The organism is Paenibacillus thailandensis (assembly GCF_042685365.1).
In the GTDB taxonomy this organism is placed as follows: Bacteria; Bacillota; Bacilli; order Paenibacillales; family Paenibacillaceae; genus Paenibacillus_AP; species Paenibacillus_AP thailandensis.
In genome coordinates this window covers 212,488-236,344 of the sequence record NZ_JBHUMY010000007.1, presented here as the reverse complement: position 1 = coordinate 236,344, position 23,857 = coordinate 212,488, and the positions used below count along the sequence as shown (strand labels likewise).

General features: G+C 56.1%; 17 protein-coding genes and 1 pseudogene. 17 read left to right on the top strand and 1 reads right to left on the bottom strand.

Annotated elements, in window-relative coordinates:
* Positions 1-6: 6 nt before the first annotated feature.
* Positions 7-2,712 (bottom strand): aconitate hydratase AcnA, encoded by a 2,706-nt coding sequence (gene acnA / locus ACFSW5_RS08785; RefSeq protein WP_379271552.1) that lies wholly within the window; start codon positions 2,710-2,712, stop codon positions 7-9.
* Positions 2,713-3,068: 356 nt separating this feature from the next.
* On the opposite strand from acnA, the gene ACFSW5_RS08780 reads away from it, so the two are divergent.
* From ACFSW5_RS08780 to ACFSW5_RS08700, 17 genes and pseudogenes are all read left to right on the top strand, one after another.
* On the top strand, positions 3,069-4,922 hold the full coding sequence (locus ACFSW5_RS08780) for an LTA synthase family protein (RefSeq protein WP_379271550.1): 1,854 nt from the start codon (positions 3,069-3,071) through the stop codon (positions 4,920-4,922).
* Between the two features lie 720 nt (positions 4,923-5,642).
* Positions 5,643-7,142 (top strand): spore germination protein, encoded by a 1,500-nt coding sequence (locus ACFSW5_RS08775; RefSeq protein ID WP_379271548.1) that lies wholly within the window; start codon positions 5,643-5,645, stop codon positions 7,140-7,142.
* Positions 7,139-8,239 (top strand): GerAB/ArcD/ProY family transporter, encoded by a 1,101-nt coding sequence (locus ACFSW5_RS08770; RefSeq protein ID WP_379271546.1) that lies wholly within the window; start codon positions 7,139-7,141, stop codon positions 8,237-8,239. Before ACFSW5_RS08775 ends, ACFSW5_RS08770 begins: the two co-directional genes overlap by 4 nt.
* Positions 8,236-8,556 (top strand): hypothetical protein, encoded by a 321-nt coding sequence (locus tag ACFSW5_RS08765; protein WP_379271544.1) that lies wholly within the window; start codon positions 8,236-8,238, stop codon positions 8,554-8,556. Before ACFSW5_RS08770 ends, ACFSW5_RS08765 begins: the two co-directional genes overlap by 4 nt.
* Positions 8,557-8,565: 9 nt before the next feature.
* A complete protein-coding gene (locus ACFSW5_RS08760; RefSeq protein WP_379271542.1) occupies positions 8,566-9,354 on the top strand; it encodes a Ger(x)C family spore germination C-terminal domain-containing protein in 789 nt (262 codons plus the stop codon).
* A 111-nt stretch (positions 9,355-9,465) separates the two neighbouring features.
* Positions 9,466-9,825 (top strand): acyltransferase family protein, encoded by a 360-nt coding sequence (locus ACFSW5_RS08755; RefSeq protein WP_379271539.1) that lies wholly within the window; start codon positions 9,466-9,468, stop codon positions 9,823-9,825.
* Positions 9,806-10,165: pseudogene (locus tag ACFSW5_RS08750) on the top strand (winged helix-turn-helix domain-containing protein); the annotation flags it as partial. The gene ACFSW5_RS08755 and the pseudogene ACFSW5_RS08750, both read left to right, overlap by 20 nt.
* Positions 10,162-11,532, top strand: a complete 1,371-nt coding sequence (locus tag ACFSW5_RS08745; protein ID WP_379271536.1) for a sensor histidine kinase — start codon at positions 10,162-10,164, stop codon at positions 11,530-11,532. The pseudogene ACFSW5_RS08750 and the gene ACFSW5_RS08745, both read left to right, overlap by 4 nt.
* Before the next feature lie 196 nt (positions 11,533-11,728).
* Positions 11,729-12,193, top strand: coding sequence for a DinB family protein (locus ACFSW5_RS08740; RefSeq protein ID WP_379271534.1), 465 nt, complete (start codon positions 11,729-11,731; stop codon positions 12,191-12,193).
* Between the two features lie 404 nt (positions 12,194-12,597).
* A complete protein-coding gene (locus ACFSW5_RS08735) occupies positions 12,598-13,557 on the top strand; it encodes a glycoside hydrolase family 43 protein (RefSeq protein ID WP_379271532.1) in 960 nt (319 codons plus the stop codon).
* Between the two features lie 228 nt (positions 13,558-13,785).
* Positions 13,786-16,080 (top strand): AraC family transcriptional regulator, encoded by a 2,295-nt coding sequence (locus ACFSW5_RS08730; RefSeq protein WP_379271530.1) that lies wholly within the window; start codon positions 13,786-13,788, stop codon positions 16,078-16,080.
* Positions 16,081-16,618: 538 nt separating this feature from the next.
* On the top strand, positions 16,619-18,238 hold the full coding sequence (locus tag ACFSW5_RS08725; RefSeq protein WP_379271821.1) for an ABC transporter substrate-binding protein: 1,620 nt from the start codon (positions 16,619-16,621) through the stop codon (positions 18,236-18,238).
* Positions 18,239-18,313: 75 nt separating this feature from the next.
* Positions 18,314-19,225 (top strand): ABC transporter permease, encoded by a 912-nt coding sequence (locus tag ACFSW5_RS08720; RefSeq protein WP_379271528.1) that lies wholly within the window; start codon positions 18,314-18,316, stop codon positions 19,223-19,225.
* Positions 19,226-19,253: 28 nt separating this feature from the next.
* Entirely contained in the window at positions 19,254-20,147 is an 894-nt protein-coding gene (locus ACFSW5_RS08715; protein WP_379271525.1) for a carbohydrate ABC transporter permease, read from the top strand.
* A 197-nt stretch (positions 20,148-20,344) separates the two neighbouring features.
* Positions 20,345-21,550 carry a 4-hydroxyphenylacetate 3-hydroxylase C-terminal domain-containing protein gene (locus ACFSW5_RS08710; RefSeq protein ID WP_379271523.1) on the top strand — a complete coding sequence of 402 codons (1,206 nt, stop codon included), beginning with the start codon at positions 20,345-20,347 and terminating at the stop codon, positions 21,548-21,550.
* On the top strand, positions 21,547-22,437 hold the full coding sequence (locus ACFSW5_RS08705) for an ABC transporter ATP-binding protein (protein ID WP_379271521.1): 891 nt from the start codon (positions 21,547-21,549) through the stop codon (positions 22,435-22,437). The genes ACFSW5_RS08710 and ACFSW5_RS08705 overlap by 4 nt, the downstream gene beginning before the upstream one ends.
* Entirely contained in the window at positions 22,400-23,827 is a 1,428-nt protein-coding gene (locus ACFSW5_RS08700; protein WP_379271519.1) for a 4-hydroxyphenylacetate 3-hydroxylase family protein, read from the top strand. Before ACFSW5_RS08705 ends, ACFSW5_RS08700 begins: the two co-directional genes overlap by 38 nt.
* Positions 23,828-23,857: the final 30 nt, after the last annotated feature.

Genomic DNA, 23,857 nt, shown 5'->3' with positions numbered 1-23,857 from the left:
AAACGATTATTGAATCATTTGGCGCAATACCGTTTGCAGAATGCCGCCGTTGCGGTAGTAGTCGACGTCGACCAGCGAGTCGAGACGCACGATTACATGGAACTCGAACGTCGAGCCGTCTTCGCGCGTGGCGATAACGGTCACTTTGTCGCCCGGCTGCACGTCGTTGCTGAGGCCGACGATGTCGAACGTTTCGCGGCCCGTAATGCCAAGCGCCGTCCAGCCTTGGCCTTCCTGGAATTGCAGCGGCAGAACGCCCATGCCGACCAGGTTGGAGCGGTGAATCCGTTCGAAGCTTTCGGCGATCACGGCTTTGACGCCGAGCAGGAACGTACCTTTGGCCGCCCAGTCGCGGGAGCTGCCGGTGCCGTACTCTTTGCCGCCGATAACGACCAGATTCGTGCCGTCCGCTTGGTATTTCATCGAAGTTTCGTATACGGACAGAACCTCGTTCGTAGGCAGGTAGGTGGAGAAGCCGCCCTCCGTGCCCGGAGCCACTTGGTTGCGGATACGAATATTCGCGAACGTACCGCGTACCATAACTTCATGATGACCGCGGCGGGAGCCGTACGAGTTGAAGTCTTTGCGCTCTACGCCGTGCTCGATCAAATATTTGCCGGCAGGAGCGTCCGGACGGATGCTGCCCGCAGGGGAGATATGGTCGGTCGTGACCGAATCGCCGAGCAGAAGAAGCGTCTTCGCGCTCTTGATGTCTTCGACGTCGCGGATGCCTTCGGCCAGCTTGTCGAAGAACGGCGGGTTCGCGATGTACGTCGAAGCCGGATCCCATTCGTACAGCTCGCCCTGCGGCACCGGAATCGCGTTCCAGCGTTCGTTCTGCGTATAGACGTTTTCGTATTTCGCGCGGAACATATCCGGCGTCAGCGAAGCGCTGATCGCTTCGTTGATTTCTTGCGAAGAAGGCCAGATGTCCTTCAGGTATACCGGTTCGCCGTTCGGATCGTAGCCGATCGGTTCGCTTGCGAAGTCGATGTTGACCGTGCCGGCCAGCGCGTAAGCGACGACAAGCGGCGGCGATGCCAGGTAGTTCGCTTTAATTTGCGCGTGAATGCGGCCTTCGAAGTTGCGGTTGCCGGACAATACGGCGGCGACCGTCATGTCGTTCTCCGCAATCGCCTGGCTCACTTCCTCCGGAAGCGGGCCGGAGTTGCCGATGCAGGTTGCGCAGCCGTAGCCCGCAACGTGGAAACCAAGCGCCTCCAGCGACTCCATCAAGCCGGCTTTCTTCAGATACTCCGTTACGACCAGGGAGCCCGGCGTCAAGGAGCTTTTCACGTATTCCGGTTTTACAAGGCCGTGGGCGACCGCTTTTTTGGCGACGAGGCCGGCGGCTACCATAACGCTTGGGTTGGACGTGTTCGTGCAGCTCGTAATCGCGGCCAGTACGACTGCGCCCGTGCCCATCTTGCTCACTTTGCCGTTGTGATGGCGAACTTCGACCACTTCTTCGATTTTGCTGTCGGAGAGGCCGTATCCGCCTTTCTCCACCGGCGTGCGGACCGTGTCGTTCCACGCTTGCTTCATCGAAGTGAGCTCGATGCGGTCTTGCGGGCGCTTAGGTCCAGCAAGGCTTGGCACGATCGTCGACAGGTCCAGCTCCAGAACGTCCGTAAACGTCGGGTCCGGCGTGTCGTCCGTACGGAACATGCCTTGCGCTTTGTAGTATGCTTCGACAAGCTTGATTTGCTCTTCGGTGCGTCCCGTTTGGCGCAGGAAGTCGAGCGTGATCTCGTCGACCGGGAAGAAGCCGATCGTGGCGCCGTATTCCGGAGCCATGTTGGCGACCGTCGCGCGGTCAGGCAAGCTGATGTTGGACAGGCCCGATCCGAAGAACTCGACGAATTTGCCGACGACGCCTCTCTTGCGAAGCATTTGCGTAACGGTCAGCGCAAGGTCGGTCGCCGTAGCGCCTTCGGCCAGTTTGCCGGTTAGCTTGAAGCCGATGACTTCCGGCGCAACGAAATACAGCGGTTGTCCCAGCATGCCCGCTTCCGCTTCGATGCCGCCGACGCCCCAGCCCACGATGCCAAGGCCGTTGATCATCGTCGTGTGGGAGTCTGTGCCGACAAGGGAATCCGGGAATACGTACGTCTCGCCGTCGACTTCTTTCGTAGCCGCTACCGATGCGAGGTATTCCAGGTTCACCTGGTGAACGATACCGGTATCCGGCGGTACGGCGCGGAAGTTGTCGAACGCCGTTTGCGCCCAGCGGAAGAAGCGGTAACGTTCGGCGTTCCGTTCGAACTCGATGCGTTGGTTAATTTCAAGCGCGTCCGGCGAACCGAATGCGTCGACCATGACCGAGTGGTCGATGACAAGGTCAACCGGCACGAGCGGATTGATTTTTTTCGGGTCGCCGCCGGCTTTCTTCACGGTTTCGCGCATGGCCGCCAAGTCGACGACAACCGGCACGCCCGTCAAGTCCTGCAGAACGATCCGGGAAGGAATGAACGGAATTTCTTTGTCTTCGCGATTTACGGCCCAGTCGGCCAGCTGCTTGACATGCTCTTTCGTAATGGCGCGGCCGTCGAATTGGCGAACGGCGCCTTCAAGCAGCACCTTAATGGAGAAAGGCAGCTTCGATACGCTGCTGATGCCTTGCTTCTCCAGCTCGGGCAGGCTATAGTATCGGTACGATTTGCCTCCGACCTCAAGGCTGGCGCGAGCGGAGTATTGGTCTTGGTAAGCCACTTTAAGAAGCCTCCTTACGACAAAATAAAAAGAATGAATGCGAACTTCGTTTCACTTCGTTCTTGTTTCACCAAGTGAAACTCCGTTCCAAAATCGATTATGTACTCATTATACCTTGCCTCATGGAGTTTCGTAAAGGGATAACTAAGCGTTTTCATAAGGAAATTCGAGCGCGGGGAACCCATTTTCGGCAGTCGAATTTTCAGTTAATTTACATCCGTTTGCATAGGTATTAGACTTGATAAAGAGGGGAGCGCGCCGCGGAGCGCCGTTCTTCCGAAGCGGACATAACTGCCGGGAACGAAAGAATCGGATGGAGATGAACGTACGCGATGGAAGCAAGGAAGCCGATATCTTTGAAAAACAATCTTTTTATGATAAATACGGTCATTATGGCTTTGAAGCTGGCGCTTGTATGGGCGGTCGTTTTCCGGCCGGACGGCAGCAGCTTGTGGACGATGATCGGCACCGGGCTGGCGTCGACCTGGCTTGTTTATTGCTTGATCGAAAGCTTGTTCTATAAAAAGAAGCTAGGCTCGTATCTGTTTTTTAACTTTATATTTACGGCCGTGTATTTCGCCGTCATTATGTACTACAAATATTTCGGCGTAATCGTCACTTACCACGAGCTGCGGCAGGTCAATCAGGTGTCCGAGGTGAACAGCAGCGTCTTCTCGCTGATGGACCCGTATTACATTCTGATCTTTGTCGATATTATCGTCCTTGCCTGCGCGCTGTTGTTCAGCAAAAAAGCAAGAGCGTGGGGACGCGGATTGGCCGTGCGGGGGCGGATCAGCGGCTATGCGGCGGGCTTCGCGGCAATGCTTGCGGTATGCGCCTTCTGCATCTATCCGAACCGCGCCGTCATGAACGAATTCAAGCAGGTGGAAGGCATGGGGCTGATCAATTATCAAGCCTACGTCGCGTTTGCTTCGCCCAAGACGCTTCCCGTCGATCCGGCGACGATTACGCAAAGCAATATCGACGCCGTCAAAGGTGTAACCCGTCCGGAGACGCCGAAATATTGGGGAGCCGCGAAAGGTAAAAACGTCATCGTCATTCAGCTTGAAGCGTTCCAGAACTTTCTGATCGGCCTTAAAGTCGACGGTCAGGAAATTACGCCGAACTTGAATAAGCTGGCCGGCGAGTCTTTATACTTCCCGAACTTCTACCAGCAGGTCGGGCAAGGCAACACGGCGGACGCGGAATTCGTCGTCAACACGTCGCTTTACGTGCCGCCGAACGGAGCGGCTTCCCAAATTTACGCGGACAAGGAGCTGCCGAGCATGCCGAAAAGGCTGGCGGCGGAAGGCTATCAGACGGCGACGTTCCATACGAACAACGTCAAGTTCTGGAACCGCAAGGAGCTGTATAAGGCGCTTGGCTGGGACGAGTATTACGACGACCGGTTTTTTGGGAGCGACGATATGGTCGCCTTCGGTCCTTCGGACGAGGTGCTGTACAAGAAAACGGCGAAGGAGCTGCTGGAGATGCAGCAGGTCGGCCCGTTCTACGCCCAAATCATCTCCATGTCGGGGCATCACCCGTTTCATTTGCCGGAGCGCAAATATAAGATGAAGCTGCCGGAACGTTTCGAAGGGACGCTGGTCGGCGATTATATCCGGTCGCAAAATTACGCCGATTACGCGCTTGGCCAGTTGATCGGCGAGCTGAAGGCGGACGGCTTGTGGGATAAGAGCGTTATTGTCATCTACGGAGACCATCAGGGGCTGCCCGTTTATTCGCTCGATAACGACGAGAAAGCTTTAATGAAGGAAATATACGGCCGCGAATACATGGTGCCGGACATGATGAACATCCCGCTCATGATGAGCGTACCGGGCGTGCCGGCGCAAAAGGTGGAGCAGGTCGGCGCTCAATCGGACATCTTCCCGACCGTCGCCAATTTGCTTGGCGTATCGCTGGACGAGCAGATCCATTTTGGCCAGGACCTGCTGAATACGAGCGCCAACTTGCTGCCGCAAAGATATTATTTGCCGACCGGCTCCTTTATTTCGGATAAAGGAACGTTCGTGCCGGGGAGCTCCTTCGAAGACGGAACGCTGTATCCGTACGGCGGAGGCAAGGAGCGCAACACGGCCGTCACGCAAGAGGAATTCGACCGCGTCCACCGGCTCATCAGCATGGCGGACAAATACGTCGAAGGTCTCCCCAACCGTACGGAAGAGGACGGCGGAACAACAAAATAGTTTAGCGGACAGTGAGTCGTCCGCTCGTTTTATCGAAGCGAAGATCTAGTCGCCCGGCATCTATGATGCGGACGGATGATCTTCGCTTTTTTTAGTTTCGACGTTAAGCTTTGTCCGCAGGACAATGCGGGGGCAACTCGAACGGAACATGCAGAAGAGAAAGTAGAAGGCAGCACCCCAAGGCATAACGTGGCTTAAGGAGCGGGAAAGGGAGCTTTGTCCGGCAGGACAACGCGGGCACCGCACGTGTGATTGTCGAAGACGGCCGCGTTGCAGGCGCGCTGATTTGGGGAGTCCAGAGGGTGCAAACCCTTTGGGGCCCCTCCTCAGGAGGGGTTTGGGGAGGTGAAGGCGGAAGACGGCCGCGTTGCAGGCGCGCTGATTTGGGGAGTCCAGAGGGTGCAAACCCTTTGGGGCCCCTCCGTGAAGGCGGAAGACGGCCGCGTTGCAGGCGCGCTGATTCGGGGAGTCCAGAGGGTGCAAACCCTTTGGGGCCCCTCCTCAGGAGGGGTTTGGGGAGGTGAAGGCGGAAGACGGCCGCGTTGCAGGCGCGCTGATTCGGGGTGTCCGGAGGGTGCAAACCCTTTGGGGCCTCTCCTCAGGAGGGGTTTGGGGAGGTGAATTTGTTTGATGCATACGAAAAGAAAACGCTGGAAAAAATATGGCCGAATAGGAACACACTGGCTTGCTTTTTAGACAAGGCTAAAGGGGGAGAAAGCAATGCCGAACCAACCGGAGGCCGCCGGTCAAGCGGGAAATATTACGAGCAGCCTCGAGGAATGTTTGACCGCCATCGGGCGCATGTTCACGGATACTCCCGATCTTATCATACGCAGGCTTGTCATCAAACAAACCGGCGAGCAGGCCGCGATCGTTTACTTAGAAGACTTGACGGACCGTTTGGCGCTGAATCAGCACGTGCTTGCCCCGCTGCAGCTTGAAGCGGGAAATCCGAACGGCGACTTCGTTACGACCGTCGGTTACGTAAAGCCGCATACGGAATGGAACTACATCAAGCAATCGATCATGCTTGGGGACAGCGTGCTTTTTATCGAGGGACGCGGCGAAGCCTACCTACTCGATACGAAAGGCTGGCCGCAGCGCGCAATCGAAGACCCGCAGCAGGAGCCTTCGCTCAAAGGCGCCCATCAGGGCTTCGTCGAAACCGGCTCCCAGAACATCGCGATGATCCGCCGTTACATTCCGAATATCGAACTTAAAATGAAACGGCATGTCGTCGGCAAGCGCGGCCAAACGGTGGTTTCGATTCTTTACCTGGAAGACGTGGTCAATCCGGACGTCCTTCAAAAGCTGGAACAACGGATTCAAGCGATTGACGTCGACGCGATTATCAATACCGGCGAATTGGGCGAGTTTATCGAGGATTCGCCGTTTGCGCTGATGCCGCAGCTCATCTTGACGGAACGGCCGGATACGGCGGCGTCGCAAATTTTGCAGGGACGGTGCGTCGTTGTCGTAGACGGCTCGCCCACCGTGCTGGTCGCGCCGGTAACGTTTCTGGCGTTTTTCCAGACGGTGGACGATTACAGCACCCGCTGGTCGATTTCGACGTTTCTTAGACTGCTGCGGCTGTTCGCTTTTTTTGCCGCCGTTTTCTTGCCCGGCATTTATATCGCGGTCATTTCCTTTCACTTTGAAATCATTCCGGTGAGGCTGCTTATGACGCTTGGGGAGTCGCGCGGTCAAGTGCCCTTTCCGCCGTTCGTCGAGGCCCTTATTATGGAACTCACGCTGGAGATGCTGCGGGAAGCGGGCGTCCGACTGCCGGCCCCGATCGGGCAGACGTCCGCCATCGTCGGGGGTATCGTCATCGGCCAGGCGGTCGTGCAGGCGGGTTTAATCAGCAACGTGATGGTGATCGTCGTCGCCTTTACGGCCATCGCTTCGTTTATTATGCCCAATCAGGACATGGTGGCGGCTGTACGCCTCATGCGTTTCCTCATGATGATGCTGGCCACCTGGTTCGGGTTCGTCGGTTTGGTGATCGGATTGATGACTCTTGTCGGCCGGCTTATTTCGCTAAATTCGCTTGATATGCCTTATAGCACCCCCATCGCGCCCTTCCGGTCGGCGGACTGGAAGGATACTTTCCTGCGCGTGCCGTTGTGGCTTATGAACAGCCGCCCTGTTAGCAACCGATCCAAACAGGCCAGAAGGCAGGGCAAAAGCCGGGAGTGGAAGGAGGGAGGAAAGCCGTGAAAAGCTATGCCGTCAGGCCGATATCTACGCTTCAATATATCCTCGTCATATCTACGTTTCAAATTAGCGTCGGCTTTCTTTCCTTGCCGCGGGATTTGGCCAAGCAAGCGGGAACGGACGGCTGGCTGGCCATCCCGATCGGCTGGGCGGGCGCGACGGTTGCGTCGCTTGCAATCGTCCGGGTCATGACGTACAACCCGGACGGAACTATTTTGGATTTGATCAAGCGTTATATGGGAGTTTGGGCCGCCAAAGCGGCAGCCGCCGTTTTTTTTGTTTACTTCTTGATTTTGGGCTACGATGGCTACATCATTTCAAGCCTTGTCGTCAAGCTTTGGCTGCTTCCTACGACGTACGTGTACCTGTTAACGCTGCTCATGCTGATTCCGACCTTTCAAATCGGTCAGCATGGCCTGCAGGTGCTCGGCCGGTACAGCGAAATCGTCGCCTTGCTTTCGTTATGGGTTCCGTTAATCTATATAACCACGCTCCGTTATGCGCATTGGCTGAACTTGCTGCCGGTTTTTAAGGAGGGGGTGGCCCCTGTGCTGTCGGCGGCAAAGACGATGGTATATCCGATGCTCGGGATTATTTTGGCTTTTTTTCTTTATCCGCATCTGGTCAAGAAACAGAAGGCCGCGTCCGCCATCGTTATTTCCAATACGATTAGCTGCATCGCTTATTTGGCGATTACGCTCATTTGTTTCGTTTATTACAGCCCGGACGAAATTACCGATTTCAACAATCCCGTCATTACGATCATGAAGACGATCGAATTTCGATTCATGGAGCGGGTCGAGGTGCCGTTCATCGCGTTCTATCTGTTTATATTTTCCTGCATATGGATTCCGTCCATGTACATCGCGTCCTATTGTTCGGCTTGGCTGCTCGGCAAGGGGAACGAACGCCGCCATTTGGCCGTTTTATGCGTTGCCATTTTCCTCAGCGTAGTCTTTTACAGACCCAGCTTCATGGAGGTCGAACGTTTGAACAACTATATGAACGGTGTCGGTTTTGTGATCGAGTTTGTTCTGCCCGCATGCCTGCTTGCTTATTTGATTGTCTATACGCGGATAAAAAGGAGAAAGACGATATGACTGCTCCGGGAAAGGTGCTGGCCGCCTGCATTGCTTGCATGATGCTGCTCGCGGGCTGCAGAGACAAGCTCAGCTTGGAGGATGCGACCGTTCCGCTGGCCCTTGGCCTCGACGTCGAAGACGATAAGTTCCATTCCTATATTTCGGCGCCGGTATTCAGCAGAGATATTCAGAAAAAAAGCCGGGAAGCGGGAGCCGCGGCCCAGAGCTTGCGGCAGACCCGAAGCCGGCATGACGCCCAGTTTCCCGGGGCGGTGCAAGGGCGTAACTTTCAGGTGGTGCTGCTCGGCAAACAGATGCTTCAATATGACGACTGAGTTAAAATATTGGATGTTACGTTTCGGGATCCGCGCAATACGATAACAGGCCGGATGGTGGCGGTGGATGGCCCGGTATCCGAGGCGATTCGTTATCAAGCGAAGGACCTGCCCCCGATTGCCGTATTTTTGAGGGGGATGATTGATTCGGGGAGCATGCGCTCGATAACGGTGAAGACAACGGCCCAGGATTTTCACCGGCAGGTGAATGACCGGGCGGTCACCCCGGTCATCTCCGAGGTGAAAATCAAAGACGGAAAGCTGCTGCTGACGGGGACGGCCCTTCTGGCCTCAAACGGCCGGTATAAAGCATCGCTAGGCTATCAAGAAAGCGTCCTGCTTCAGATGCTGAGAGGCGTAGCCAATCCCGGCGTCAGCTTGACATACGCCGTGCCGGGAGTGGAGAAGAGGGGGCCTTTCGCCATGGACCGGGCTAGCTTCTCGGTAGGGACATACAAGACGAAGATCAAGACTTCCTACGAAAACGGGCGGTTCCGGTTCGATATTCGCGTGAAATCGATCGTCAACCTGACCGAGAATCTTTTCGAATTCGATTTAATGCAAGACCATAAAGAACTCGGCGACAAGCTGGGCGAACAAATGAAGCTGCAAATCGAAAAAATGCTCAAAAAGATTCAAAAGCATAAAATCGACCCCGTCGGATTTGGCCTATACGCCAGGGCTTTCGAGTATTCGCGGTTCAAAGCGGTGCAGGACGAATGGGAAGAAGAAATTTCCCGCGCGGAGTTTAACGTTTCCGTTCAGCTGCGTGTCGGCGCGATGGGACAAGTCAAATAGACGGCATATCTTAAGAAAGTGTTAATTGTTTATTCATAAAAAGCGGCGCCGTCCGTTAAGATGTTTCCTTTTTAATAGAAGACGTTAACGATCTTCTAAGGGGGAACATCCATGACTACAATCAACGGCGCCGCAAAGCGGCCAAAGCTTCCGGAGCTTCAGCTGCTTCGGGGCATGGCGATTCTCGGCGTCCTATCGGTCCATTCCACTTCGTTCGCGACGGCGGACATGACGGGGTCCCGTCTCTATTTCGTTTATAATTTTTTCAATATATTCATGAAATACGGGACGCCGACCTTTATTTTTTTGAGCAGCTTCGCGTTGTTTTACAATTATTACGGCAGGCCGCTTGACCGGGCGCTTGTCGCATCGTTTTACCGCAAACGGCTTCTGTACATTTTGCTGCCGTATTTGCTCTTTTCGATTTTCTATTTCGCGCTTCAGCAAATCGTCTTTTATCAGGCGCTATAAGCGCTTGGGCGTGCATAAGACGGAAGCCCGGAACGAGCACGAGCTCGTCGTGGACGATCTGGTGATCAATACGGCTACGCATACCGTAACCGTAGATCAAGAAGAGGTCCGTCTTACGCCGCGGGAATTTGCCATCCTGGAGCTGCTTGCCGTCAACCGCGGCATTGTGCTGAGCACGGAACGAATCTACGAGGCCGTTTGGAACGAACCTTTTATGGAATCCAAAAACACCGTGATGGTCCATATTCGCAAGCTCCGCGAAAAGATCGAAAAGGATTCGCAAAATCCGAAGTTCATTAAGACGGTATGGGGCATCGGCTATAAAATGGAAGCGTTATGAGACGGATACCGGGCTGGAGGCTGTTCTCCGTTGTAATGGCCAGCTTGTCGCTGGCCGCCGTCGCCATCCTTTTCATGCGCTGGTTCGTCCGGTCCTTCCTGCTTGCGTTCGAACCGTACCGGGAACTCAGGGCAAGGGTGAGCGAATCGATCGGGACCGATGCGCTTATGCTTATAGCCGGGGCAACGCTATTCGCCGTATTTTTTGCCGGAATCGTTTATTTCGGCCGCCGCCTTGCCTCCGTTCCGTTCCGTTTCGCCGATAAACGTCAAGGGCTCCCTCCGCTGCGAACGCTGCGGTGGAAGCTGGTTTTTGCGTTTTTTTGCAGCGTTGCGGTAACGATTGTCCTGCTGTGGGCGATTCGCGCAACCGGCTCGCTGCTGCTGAAGCGAAACGAGGCGCTGGCGGGATGGATCCGGCCGCAGGTCGACCGCATCGGGGAGCTTCCGATTCTGGCCGGAATCGGGAGCGTAATCTTTCTCGTCCTGTTCTTTCTGTTGAGCGACCAGATCATCCGTTACTTAAAGGAAATTACGCGAGGCTTGCAGCTGATCGGAGAGGGGCGTCTCGAGCGCCGTATCGCGGTACGGTCCGCGGACGAGCTCGGGGAAGTGGCGCATAACATCAACCGGATGAGCCGCAAGCTGGCCGAAACGATGGAGGAGGAACGTCTGGCCGAAAAGACGAAAAACGATCTCATTACGGGCGTTTCCCACGATTTGCGGACGCCGCTCACTTCCATTCTGGGCTTTCTCGAGCTGATTGCGAACGGCCGTTACAAAGACGAGGAGGAGCTGCGCAGCTATGCGGGCATCGCCTATGACAAATCGCTTAGCCTCAAACGGCTGATCGACGACCTGTTCGATTATACGAGGCTGTCGAACGGCATGCCGCTTGAGCTTGCCGAGCTTGAATTAAACGGCTTCTGCAAGCAGCCGATGGAGGAATTCGTGCCGGCTCTCAAGGCGGCGGACATGGAGGGGACGGTAATCGCAAGCGACCGGCTGCTGCGCATCGCGGCGGACGGCAACCGGCTCGTCCGGGCGTACGAGAACTTGATTTCGAACGCCATCCGTTACGGGCGGGACGGGGGCAAGGTGGTCGTCCGGCTGCGGGAGGAGGGCGGCGAAGCCGTAGCCGAGGTCGTCAATTTCGGCGAGCCGATTCCGGAGCGGGATTTGCCTTTCCTGTTCGACCGGTTTTACCGCGTCGACCCGTCCCGTTCCAAGGACACGGGCGGTACGGGGCTTGGCCTTGCCATTGCCAGGACAATCGTAGAGCGGCATAGCGGCACGATTTCCGTACGCAGCTCGGAGGAGGAAACGGCGTTCGTGACGCGTTTTCCGCTAAAAGGGAATGCCCATTGATAGAGTTCGTATCGGGAGAAAACCGTAAGGAAGCCCGCCGATTTTACGGGAAACCGGGATTTAAGAAAGAGAAGCGGGAGGCTGCCGGCAGCATCTGCAAGAGGGGGAATGTTGAGATGGAAAGGCCCGTTGCTTTACAATGAAGATGGCGGCATGATATGCGTCACACGACCATTCGAATAGGAGTTGATCCATAATGTCGAAGATTCAAGCTTATGTTGCAGGGTGGCTCAGCCATCGCGAAGCTCTTCTCGACCTTCTAGACGTCGTTTCCGACGAACAATTGAGCTATAAGCCTTGGGAGAAAGGAATGTCGTTCGCCGAGCTGGCGCAGCATGTTTCGGGAGCGACGTTAATGTTCGTCAAAATCGTCAAGACGGGCTCTTATACGCCTTCGTCGGCTCCTCCTCAAAAGGCTTCTTCCGTCGAGGAGCTGCGCGCGATCGTCAAAGAGCAGACCGAAGAAACGAAGGCTCTTCTTGAAAGCATCGCGCCGGAACAGCTGGATGACATCGTAGACTTCAACGGGATGAAAATGCCGGGAGCGGCCATGCTTGATATGGCCAAGGAGCATGAAATCCACCATAAAGGCCAGCTGTTTACATACGCCAGAGCGGCGGGCATCGAAAAGGTTCCGTTTTTTATTCACCGCTCCGCATAGCCCGCGATTTCGCTGCCAAGGCGGCTCCGCTTGTTCCGAACAAGGAACGGCGGGGCCGGTTTTTTATTTTTTGGAAGGTAATAAGCAAGCCCGAACCCGCTGGATAAATCCGTCAAAAAAATTTTTGACAGTACATTGTAAATAAATTAATATATTCGTGAATATACAAATGTAAGCGCTATCTTATTTGCTTGATGCTTGAAACTTGAAGCAGTATGACATAGAAAAGAGGGTTTGTTCGTTTAATTTCCACCCGTCCTCCTCTTTTCGATTCGGTTTATGGAATGATTAACATTTATGTTAATTTTGAATCGAAAGGGGGGATGCCTATGTAGCGGCAGGCAAAAGCTTTGATGATAAGGCTTAGCGGAACAAAAAAACGATTGAAACGAGGAGGCAAAATGATGAAAGCAAGGTTTAAGCAATGGATTTCGATCTTCGCGGCGGTCTCGTTATTGCTCGGCATGTCCGCCGCCGTTCCGGGCAAAAGCTATGCGGCGTTCTGGAATTTAAACGGCGCTATCGTCACTCACGACCCTTCCATCATTAAGGAAGGAGATATTTGGTGGAATTTCGCGACGGGTTCCGGCCTTCCCGTTTCGTATTCGTTAAACGGCGGCACCACCTGGAATACGGGAGTGCCGATCTTCAGCCAGCCGCTCTCCTGGTGGAGCACGTACGTTCCGAACCAGACCTATAACGACGTGTGGGCTCCCGACGTCAAGACGTACAACGGCAAAGTATGGCTTTATTACTCCATCTCCACGTTCGGCTCGAATACATCGGCGATCGGCCTGATGTCGGCCACTTCGATCATACAAGGCGATTGGGTCGACCACGGGCTCGTCATCCGATCCAATTCTTCCACCTCCTACAACGCCATCGACCCGAACCTGGTCATCGACGCGAACGGCGATCCTTGGCTTGCGTTCGGTTCGTGGTTCGACGGCATTAAAATTACGCGTCTGGACAAAACGACGATGAAGCCGACGGGAACGATCTATTCCATCGCAAAGCGCTCGAACGGAATCGAAGGCGCCTATATCGTATACCGGAACGGCGTTTATACGATGTTTGCGTCGATCGACAACTGCTGCCAAGGCGTCAACAGTACCTACAAAATCGTCGTCGGTCAATCGAAGAGCATTACGGGACCCTACCTGGATAAAAACGGGGTCAATATGATGAACGGCGGCGGAACGATATTCGATGCCGGCAACAGCGTGTGGAAAGGGCCGGGCGGCCAGTCGGTATACGGCACAAGCGTCATAGCGCGGCATGCCTACGACGCGACCGACAACGGCACTCCGAAGCTGTTGATTAACGATTTGTATTGGGATTCCTCCGGCTGGCCGACTTATTGACCGGCTTCGGAACGGGCTTGGCAGCGGCGCGGCACCGTCTATTGACGGATGCCGTGCCGCTTTTTGCACACGGCGGTATGCCGGCGCTTACCCAAATGGTATAATGGACATACGATTTAAGAAGAATTTCTTTCTATCGCATCGCATATGGACTAATTATCAGGTTTCCGAGCATCACCGTCCTTTCCGCATTCAGATATTGCCGGTTAAGAGAAAGGTGGCTTTCCCGTGAAAAAAAGCCGGAATCGCTTATTGATCCAATTCCTTGCTTCTTACATGCTCGTCCTCGCGTTCCCCGTTTTGATCATACTCGTTTATTATTATCCTCATTCGACGGCCGTCGTGAAGCGGCAGGAGATGGACTGGAACACGCATATTACGGAGCAGTTCATGGCGTCGATGGACACCTTTACCAGATACGTCTACAATTTGCCGTCCGAGCTTGTGCAGAACCGCGAAATCAAAATGTACGACAACAGCGATTACGGGCGGGTGCTGATCGCGAACGAAATGCGCAAATACAACGCGACGGACGGTTTTATCGATAATACATTGCTTTATATCGAAAGCGCGGGTTATTTGTTCGCCAAAACGGGAAGCGCTTACAGTATCGACGACTTCGATAAACCCGGGATCGGCTATTATTATGAAAACTGGCCGCACCGGGAAATGTTCGACACGCTTAAATCGCTGGAAGCGCCGCTTGTCCGTCCGGTGGAAAACGTCATTATTCCGGGGAGCAACCGCGTCCGCATGCTGACGTTTGCTCTTCCGCTGCCGGTCGGAGGTTACGACCCTCCTGGAGCGGTTCTCATTATGGTGCGCGAGGAAACGATCATACGTATGATGAATTCGTTGTCCGAGAACTATACGGGAGATTTTTTTATTTTTGACGGTCAGGGCAATCGGCTGTTGTCCTCGCGGGAGACGGATTACGGCGCTATGGACGAATTTCGCGGCGTCGTCTCCGGCTTGAAGGAAGGAACCGAGGGTTCGGGCATCTATCGGCTGAACGGCAAGTCCTATATCGTCTCGTCTTCGCTGTCGGACAAAAACGGGTGGCAGTACGTCAGCATGCTGCCGGTGACGAAAACGATCGAGGGCATCCAAACGATTCAGCGGAACACGGTGCTGCTGATCGGGCTGATGCTGCTGCTCGAGCTGCTCATCATTTACGTTTCCATCCGGAAAAACTATCACCCGATCAAAGGGCTGGTCGACTTTGCCGTTAAGCTGTTCGAGCCTGCGGAACGCAAGACGCTGAACGAAATCGAAACGATCCGCTATGCGCTCGGCGAGCTGGTTTCCGTCAACAGCACGCTGGATGAGAAGGTGAAACGGACGCTTCCGATTATGCGCGACAATTTGCTGTTTGAGCTTGTAAGCGGAAAGGTTCAAGCCTGGGAAGACTTTCGCAAGGATGCGCAGGGCTACGGCGTGACGTTTCCGTATCCGTCCATGGTTGTCGCGGTTTTATCCATTGAAGCAACCGATACGGACGACGGAGGCGGGGCCGGCGGCCGGACGTTTTGCGATGCGGCGAATAAGCTCCGGATTATCGAAGAGAGGTTGACGGAAGGGCTGCAGGGCTATTATTTCAAGAGCATTTACAATCAGGAAATGGTCTTTATCGGCTCCTGCGAGCCCGATTTTCCCGTTAAAGCTTATTTGGACGCCGTTCGGCGGGAGCTGGAGGAGGACCTCGGCATGCGGTCGTTTATCGGGGCCGGAATTCCGGGCGCGCCCGAATCGGCGGAAGCGGTTCATTTGGCTTATTTGCAGGCGCTGCGCGCATCCGAGCAGCTGCGCCTCCGCCGCGAATGCCGGGTGCTTCCGTTCGACGAGATGGAAGCCCCGAAGGCGGGAACGGTATCGTACGTCGCCGAGCTGCTCCAATCGCTGGAGCTGTCGATCCTTAAAAACGACGTCGCCTCCGTCAAATCCGTCGTGGAGCGGATTATCGGCTGCATGGGCAGCGAAGGAGCGCCGCCGCATATGGTGAGGAGCGTCTATTTGAATGCCGTAAGCGCCATTCTGAACGGCTTGCACCGGTTCAGCCAAGACGACGCCGGCTTGCTCCGTCTGACGGACGCGGCCTTCCAGCATCGGTATACGATCGAGCAGATGGCCGGAATTATAAGGGACAGCTGCGGCAAGCTGTGCGACGTTATTCGGAGCACGCTGCCGCCTTCCCGCAGCGTCTCCCGGGACGAAATCGTGCATTTTATCGAGCGGAGAGGGATGGAGCCCGACTTTTCGCTGCAGCTTATCGCGGATCATTTCCATATGTCGCCGTCCAACTTCAGCCATTATTTCAAGAAGACGTTCGGGCAAAACTTCAAGGAATATATCGATTGGCTGCGCATCCAGAAATCCGCCCGGCTGCTGCGGGAGACGAATCAGACGCTGGATGAAGTATCGCGGCAGGCCGGTTTCTCCAACACGTCGAGCTTTATCCGCTCTTTCAAAAAAATCGTCGGGACGACGCCCGGGCAATACCGGGAAACGCACAAGGCCGGGTAACCGGGCCGGCGACGACGCTATAGCATATGAACTGCCGCTTGCGGCAGTTTTTTTAAATATGGGCCAGGTATAAGTGTATCTCTTGTACCTGGCCTACTTGTCGCCGCGCGAAGCGCATTAATGCACTACATGGGCATGTGGATGACGCCGGAGCGCTAACGTGGTGCAAAAATACACCACATGGGCATGGGGATGGCGCCGGAGCGCCTAATTTGGTGCATAAATGCACCAGGGGAATGGCGCCGGAGCGCTCCATAAGGTGCAGAAATGCACCGCGTGGGCGCGGGGTTGCAACTTTGGGGAGCGGCTCTTTTTGAACATATACAAAAGTTGAAACGGCGAATCCTGCAGCGGCGAGGCCAATCGCAAACAGCGGAACTTAAGCGCTTTCAATAAATGCGCATCGCTTGAAAACTGTCCGTTTACGGCAGCGCGCTTAACCGATTAGAGTGAGGTCAGCGGTCGGCCGAAGCCGCCGCGCATCCGTCAGGATGAAGCATCTTCAATCATTAGAGGGGGTAAAGGAATGCGAATCGGAATGCGGAAAAAAGTAATCGGTTTCACCTCGCTGCTCGTCGTTGCGGCCACCGTTATGACCGCTTGCAGCGGCAATTCGGGCGGAGGAGGAGGCAATGCCGAGGGAGGCGCGTCGGGGGACGCGGCCGGAAGCGGCCAGAAGGTCAAGCTGACGGCTATTATGACGAAGCATCCGTTAACGAAGCCTCTTGCCGAGATGGAATGGCTTCAGAAGGTGGAGGACGCTGCGGGCGTCGATATCGAATGGCAGGAAATTACGGCCGATTGGGGGCAGAAGAAGGGTACGATGCTCGCAAGCGGCGACGTGCCGGACCTGTTTATCGGGCCGAACGTCATTACGGACGCCGATTTCGCCCAGTTCCAGGGCTTGTTCCAGGACTTGTCCGGCATGCTGGATCAGGCGCCGAACGTGCAGAAGATGTTCGAAGAGAAGCCCGATACCAAAATCATCGCCACGCAGCCGGACGGCAAAATTTACGGGCTGCCGAAATACCAGCGGTTCTGGCCAAGCTCCGCTTCCCGTCTTTATATCAATCAGAAATGGCTGGATAACCTGGGCCTCGGCGTGCCGACGACATGGGACGAACTTTATGACGTGCTTGTCGCGTTCAAGGAGAAGGACGCCAACGGCAACGGCGATCCGAACGACGAGATTCCGATGGATTGGCCCGGCGGCATCGGCGGTTATTTTAACGCGGCCTATCTGCTCGGCGGCACCGGCATGACGTTGACCGACGGCAGTGCGCAAGGTTATTTCGTCGAAGACGGACAAGTGAAAAACTTCTTGACCGACGAGCGCTACAAGCAGCTGGTCATGTTCCTGAACAAGCTTTACAAAGCGGGTCTCATCAATCCGGAAGTGTTCACGCACGATTATACGAAATATCAATCCGTGGCGCGGGGCGAAGGGGATGTCGCGAAGGTCGGCTTCACGCTCGGATGGGTCGCCTCCGACCGGTTCGGCGCGCAGCTTGCGCCGCAATATACGTCGATGACGCCGCCCAAAGCGACGCCGGAGAGCGGAATCTCGTGGAGCTACGACTACAACTCCTTGAACTACGGCGTTAACCATATCGTCATGTCGGCCAAGTCGAAAAACAAGGAAGCCGCCATGCGCTTCATCAACGAGCTGTATGCGCCGGAGGTCGGCATGCAGGTGCTGTTCGGCTCGCTGGGCCCGAACATTAAAGACAACGGCGACGGCTCCTACAGCGTGCTGCCGCCGGCCGATCCGAGCATGGACCCGGGCACGTGGAAGTGGACGTCCACAATGGCCGACAACGGCGCTTTCTACATCCCGGATTCGCTTAAGCTGACGCTCGGCACGGATATGCAGGAGGTTATCGAGCAGTCCAAGCCGATCGAGGCGATCAAGATCGACACGGAGAACGACGTGCTTCCGGCTACTTTCATGAAATATTCGACGGCGGACAACAGCACGATGGCGCTGAACAATACGAACGTTATGAATTTGGCGAACACGAACTTCGCGAAATGGGTAACGAAAGGCGGCATTGAAGCGGAGTGGGACGCTTACGTGAAGGAAAGCGACAAGGCGGGCCTCAAGCAAAACCTTGAAATTATGCAGAAGTACTACGACGAATACAAGAAAAACAAATAACGACGGGGACGGAACGCCGAGCCGACGCAGCTTGCGGCTCGGCGTTTGCCCGAAGAAGGAAAGGGGATGCTCCCGATGCAGAGCCGGGGAAGGCTTCGCCTGCTCAAGCGCGACTATCAGTTGTGGATTATGATTTTGCCGGCCATCGCCGTCGTCTTTATATTCAACTATATCCCGATGTACGGCATTCAGCTCGCGTTCCGCGATTACGATTTCGCGAAAGGGCTCACCGGCGGCGAATGGCGCGGGCTGTTCTACTTCAATCAGTTCATCGACAGCTATATGTTCGCCGATCTGATGAAAAACACGTTCTTTATCAGCTTGGCGACGATCGTATTCGGGTTTCCCGCGCCGATTATACTGGCGCTTATATTGAACCAGATTCGCCGCAAACGGATGAAAACCTTGATGCAGACGACCGTATATTTGCCCCACTTCATCTCGATTATCGTCATGGTCGGCATGCTCAACGTGCTGCTGTCGCCGGAAACCGGCGTCGTCGGCTATATGATGAAGGCGATCGGCCTCGGCCACATTAACCTGATCGCTTCGACGAACACGTTCATTCCGGTATACGTGCTGTCGGATATATGGCAGCATTGCGGCTGGAACAGCATTATCTACCTGGCGGCGTTGTCCACCGTCGATCCGCAGCTGTACGATTCCGCCCGAATGGACGGCGCGAGCCGGTGGCAGCTCATTCGTTACGTCGACCTTCCGGCGCTTGTGCCGACGATCATCGTCCTGTTCATCCTGAGCATGGGCAGCATCTTAAGCACCGGCTTCGAGAAAATTTTTCTGATGCAAAATTCGCTTAACCTGCCCGTCTCGGAAGTGATCGCCACCTACGTGTACAAAATCGGGATCGTTTCCAACCAGTTCAGCTTCGCTTCGGCGATCGGGCTTTTTAATACCGTCATCAACTTTGTGTTCTTGTTCGGCATGAACGCCATATCGAAAAAAGTATCCGATACGAGCTTGTATTAACGGTTCGCGGAAGGAAGGAGTGTCCGTGATGGCGCTGAAAAGCATGGACGGGAAGGAGCTGGCCTTCCGGATTGTCCTTTGCGCGGTATGCGTGCTTATTTTTCTGATTATTGTTTATCCGCTTTATTTTATCGTCATTGCGTCGTTCAGCGACTCTACGCTGGTGGCGACCGGCAAGGTGCTGCTGTTTCCGAAAGGAACGAGCCTGTTCGGGTACAAGGAAATTTTTCAGGACAGCCGGATTTGGACCGGCTACCGGAACACCGTGTTCTATACGCTATTCGGTACGCTGGTGAACATGCTGTTTACGATGCCGGCCGCTTACGTCCTGTCGCGGAAAGAGTTTAAGGCGAGGCGTCCGATCATGTTCCTGTTTGTCGTAACGATGTTTTTTAACGGCGGGCTTATTCCGACCTACCTGCTGATGAAGGATCTTCATATTACGAATACGATCTGGGTTTTTATTTTGCCGTTTTGCGTCAACATCTTTTATTTGATTATCGCCCGCACGTTTTTCGAAAGCTCGCTTCCTCCGGAGCTGTACGAGGCGGCGGTCATCGACGGCTGCTCGCATTTTACGTATTTCGCGAAAGTGGCGCTGCCGCTTTCCAAGGCGATGATTTCCGTCATTGCGCTTTATTATATGGTCGGGCATTGGAACGATTTTTTTACGGCGCTTATCTACATTCGCGACAACAATCTGCAGCCGCTTCAGATCGTGCTGCGGGACATCCTGCTCTCCAACCAGGTGTTCCAGAACGGAGCCGGCACGGGCGGCGCGGCGGGCGGCTACGCCCAGCGCTATGCCGACCAGATCAAATACGGCGTCATTATCGTCTCTACACTGCCGATTCTCGTCTTGTACCCGTTCCTGCAAAAATATTTCGAGAAGGGCGTCATGATCGGTTCGGTCAAAGGCTGAGGCGCTTCGCTTCCAAAAGAATCAAAAAAATTAAAGTTGACAGCCGTTTTTGGACGTGGTAGATTATGGGCATCGATCAATTGCGAGTAATTTTGTTGGAATAATATGAATAGTCCACCATTTCAATGGAGACCCCGTTTGCATGGCGCCCGCCGTGCAGGAAGGGGTCTTTTTTGACGTAAAGGGAGAGGCGAAGCATGAACGGAGAAGAAGAGCTTTTTGCAAGCTGTTCGCTGCAGCAGCTTCTGCGCGATTCGGAACATCCGCTAAGGGAGAGGGCGTACCGCCAGCCGCGCTCCGCGGAGGAGCTGGCGGAGAAGAAATCGGGCTTCTACGAGATCGAGCGGGGAGATTCTCCGTTCGCCCTCGGTTTGACCGATTACGCTCATGCGCTGCTGACGGGCTGGAGCGCATGGGCCGGGGATCGGCCGTTTGCGTCGGCCTATCCGGCCGTCGCCGGGAAGCTGGCCGCAAACTTCGGCCGGCTTGCCGCTAAGCGCCGCATCGTGACGGCTTCGCTTGAACCGGTCGTTCCGTACGGCGGTGCGGCCGCTGCGGCGGACGGCGGAATCGCGTTAAGCGGGAAGCAGCATTTTGGCCGGGACGTGCTGTATGCGGATGAGCTGCTTTTGTTCGTGCAGGAGCGGGGAGACCAAGGCGTCGGCTCGATATGGCTCCTTCCCCTGAAGGAGTCGTTGTCCCGAGGAACGTCGAAGACGGTGCTGGAATCCGCGGGAGTGACGATTTATTTCGACGGCGCGTTTATTCCCGAGGAGAGGGCGCTCGTCTTCCGTTTGCCGGAAGCGGCCGGCCGGCTTGCCGGCGATCCGGCGTTTACGGCGCTTGCGGATTATCAATGGTCGGCCAGGCAGATCGAACGGCTGGGGCTGGCGCTGGGTGCCGCTTTCGCCTGGGCGGAGCGGACGGAATTAAGCCAAGAGCTGCATATTCAAAGCGCGCTTGGCGAAGCGATTCAAGGGCTGGAAACGCTCAAAGCGCTCGTACACGCCGCAGAGCTCGAAGCTTCGCCCGCGCCGGACGGCTCGTACGCGCCTTCCGTTGTGCCGCTCGCCGCGGCGCGGAAGGCGGGCGGGGCTTATTACAAGCATGCGCTCGGCCTGTTGGAGCGGCTTGCCGGGAGCGCATGGTTCGCCGAGGCGGGGGAGGCGGATCCGCTTGTCCGTCTGACGCTCAAGCTGATCGGATCCGAAGCGGCGTTTTGGCGGACGAGGCACGAGGCTTACGCCTTCGGCGACCCGATCCGGGAAGCGGCGCGTTATTACGGCCTGTATCCGGCCGGAAGGCTGCGTGCGCGGTACGCCTCGTTTTGGGAGCAAGTCCTGCCCGAGAGGGCATACGCGGAAGAGACGCGGCTATCTTTGAAAGGCGGTGAGGTTCGATGACGGCTAAAATATCGGCCAAGCAAGTCGAAATGCATTATTCCGTGCGGAGCGGGGACGGGAAGCGGGAGACGATAACGGTGCTCGACGATTTCAGCCTCGAGGTGCAGGAAGGCGAGTTTTTAGCGCTCTTGGGCCCAAGCGGGTGCGGGAAGTCGACGTTTCTGAGCTTGCTGGCGGGACTGTCGAAGCAGACGGGAGGCGTCCTGGAGGTGGATGGGGAGCAGGTTAGCGGCGTTAACCGCAGGCACGGGTTCGTGTTCCAAGGCTATGCGCTGTTTCCGTGGCGAACGGTTCAGGGCAACGTGGAAGCCGGGCTCGAAATACGCGGCGTGCCCAAGAAGGAGCGCCGCGAAATCGCGCAGGAATATATCCGGCTTGTCGGGCTCCAGTCCTTTGCGTCCCGATACCCGCACGAGCTTTCCGGCGGCATGCGGCAGCGGGTGGCGATCGCCCGCTCGCTCGCTTACGACCCGGACGTGCTGCTGATGGATGAACCGTTTGCGGCGCTGGACGCGCAGACGCGGGAAATTTTGCAATCGGAGCTGCTTCGCATCTGGGACGCCAGCCGAAAGACGATCGTGTTTATTACGCACAGCTTGGACGAAGCGATATTTCTGGCCGACCGCGTAGCCGTCATGACCGCAAGGCCGGGGAAGGTGAAGGAAATTATCGATATTCCGCTCGAACGTCCGCGCCCCGCGGACATTCGAAATTCCGATTCGTTTACGCGGCTTCGGCAGCGGGCTTGGTCCATTCTGAAGGATGAGGTGGAACTGGCGCAAACGGCAGGCTGGCCCGGGCGGGACGACGGGCCCGCCGAAGCGGGCGCAGGAAAGGAGAGGTCGGCCCATGACGGCGGGAAGCCGGTATTTGAAGCGGCTCAATGACGGCCGCAACATATGGCTGGACGGAGAACTCGTAACCGATCTGGCGAATCACCCCGCCTTCCGCGGCACGGTCCGGTCGGTCGCCCGGCTCATGGACTTGCAGGACGATCCCGAGCTGGGCCCGGAGCTTACTTATACGGCCCCGGATTCCGGCGCACGGGCCAATCTCGCGTTTCTGCCTCCGGCGACGAAGGAGGACGTCTTCCGGAGAGGGCGCTCGTTTCGCATCTGGTCCGACGCCACCTTCGGCGTGATGAGCCGGGTCGGAGGGTTCTACCGCTCGCAGCTGACCGGCTGGTACGTCTCGCGGGACATCCTTCGCGAGGATTGCCCGCAATTTCCCGAGAAGCTGGCCCGTTATTACGCGCACGCAAGAGATCGGGATCTGCTGCTTACGGCCGCCGGGCACGATCCGCAGGTCGACCGCTCCAAAGCCGCGCATGAGCTGGGCGACCTGTATACGGCGCTGCGCGTCGTGCGCGAGACGGAGGACGGCGTCGTCGTGCGGGGAACGAAGCTGATCGCGACCGGCGGCCCGTACATGGATGAAATAATGGTGTCGCCGCACAGCCCGAAGACGGCGGAAGAGCGAGATTACGCGGTTATGTTCGCGACATCGCCGGGCCGCCCGGGCGTCCATCTTCTGTGCCGCGAGCCGTTCGCCGCCGAGGGCGAAGACAATCATCCGCTGTCTTCGCGTTACGACGAGATGGACGCGGTGCTCGTGTTCGACGACGCGCTCATTCCGTGGGAGAGGGTATTCATCAACCGGAATCCGGAGGCAATCTGGAAGCTGCGGTCGGACCGCTTCGCGAACGCCGTCAGCTTGCACGAGAACGTCGTCCGGCTGGCAAGCAAGCTGGAATTCGTAGCCGCTGTAGGGACCGAGCTGGCCGAGTCGATCGGCATAACGAAATTCGGCCACGTCAAGGAGAAGCTGGCGGAGCTTTATTATCAGGTGCAGTCGGTCGAAGCGCTGCTCGCCTCCGCCGAGCACCGTTCGAAGCCGTGCCGCCCGGGCGTGTGGGAGCCGGACCTGCAGCCGATCGTGACGGCCAAAAACCTCGGCAACCGCTATTATCCCCGGGCGCTCGAAATATTGCAGCAGCTTTCCGGAGCGGGCTTGCTGCAAGCTCCTTCCTCGCTGTCGGAGCTGAACGGACCGCTCCGTCACCATCTGCGGCACGCTTTCCGGGGAGCGGACCGCGACGCGGGGGAGCGCCTGAAGCTGCTTAAGCTGGCCTGGGAACTGACGGGCGGGGGACTTGGGGCCAGACACGAGCTGTATGAACGGTTTTACGCCGGCGATCCGGTAAGAACCTATGCGGCGCAATACGCGGAGTACGACAAGCGGCTATTGCTGGGCAAAGTGGATCGGAAGCTTGGCTAAGGACCGGAACGGGCCTTAGCGGATACGCGA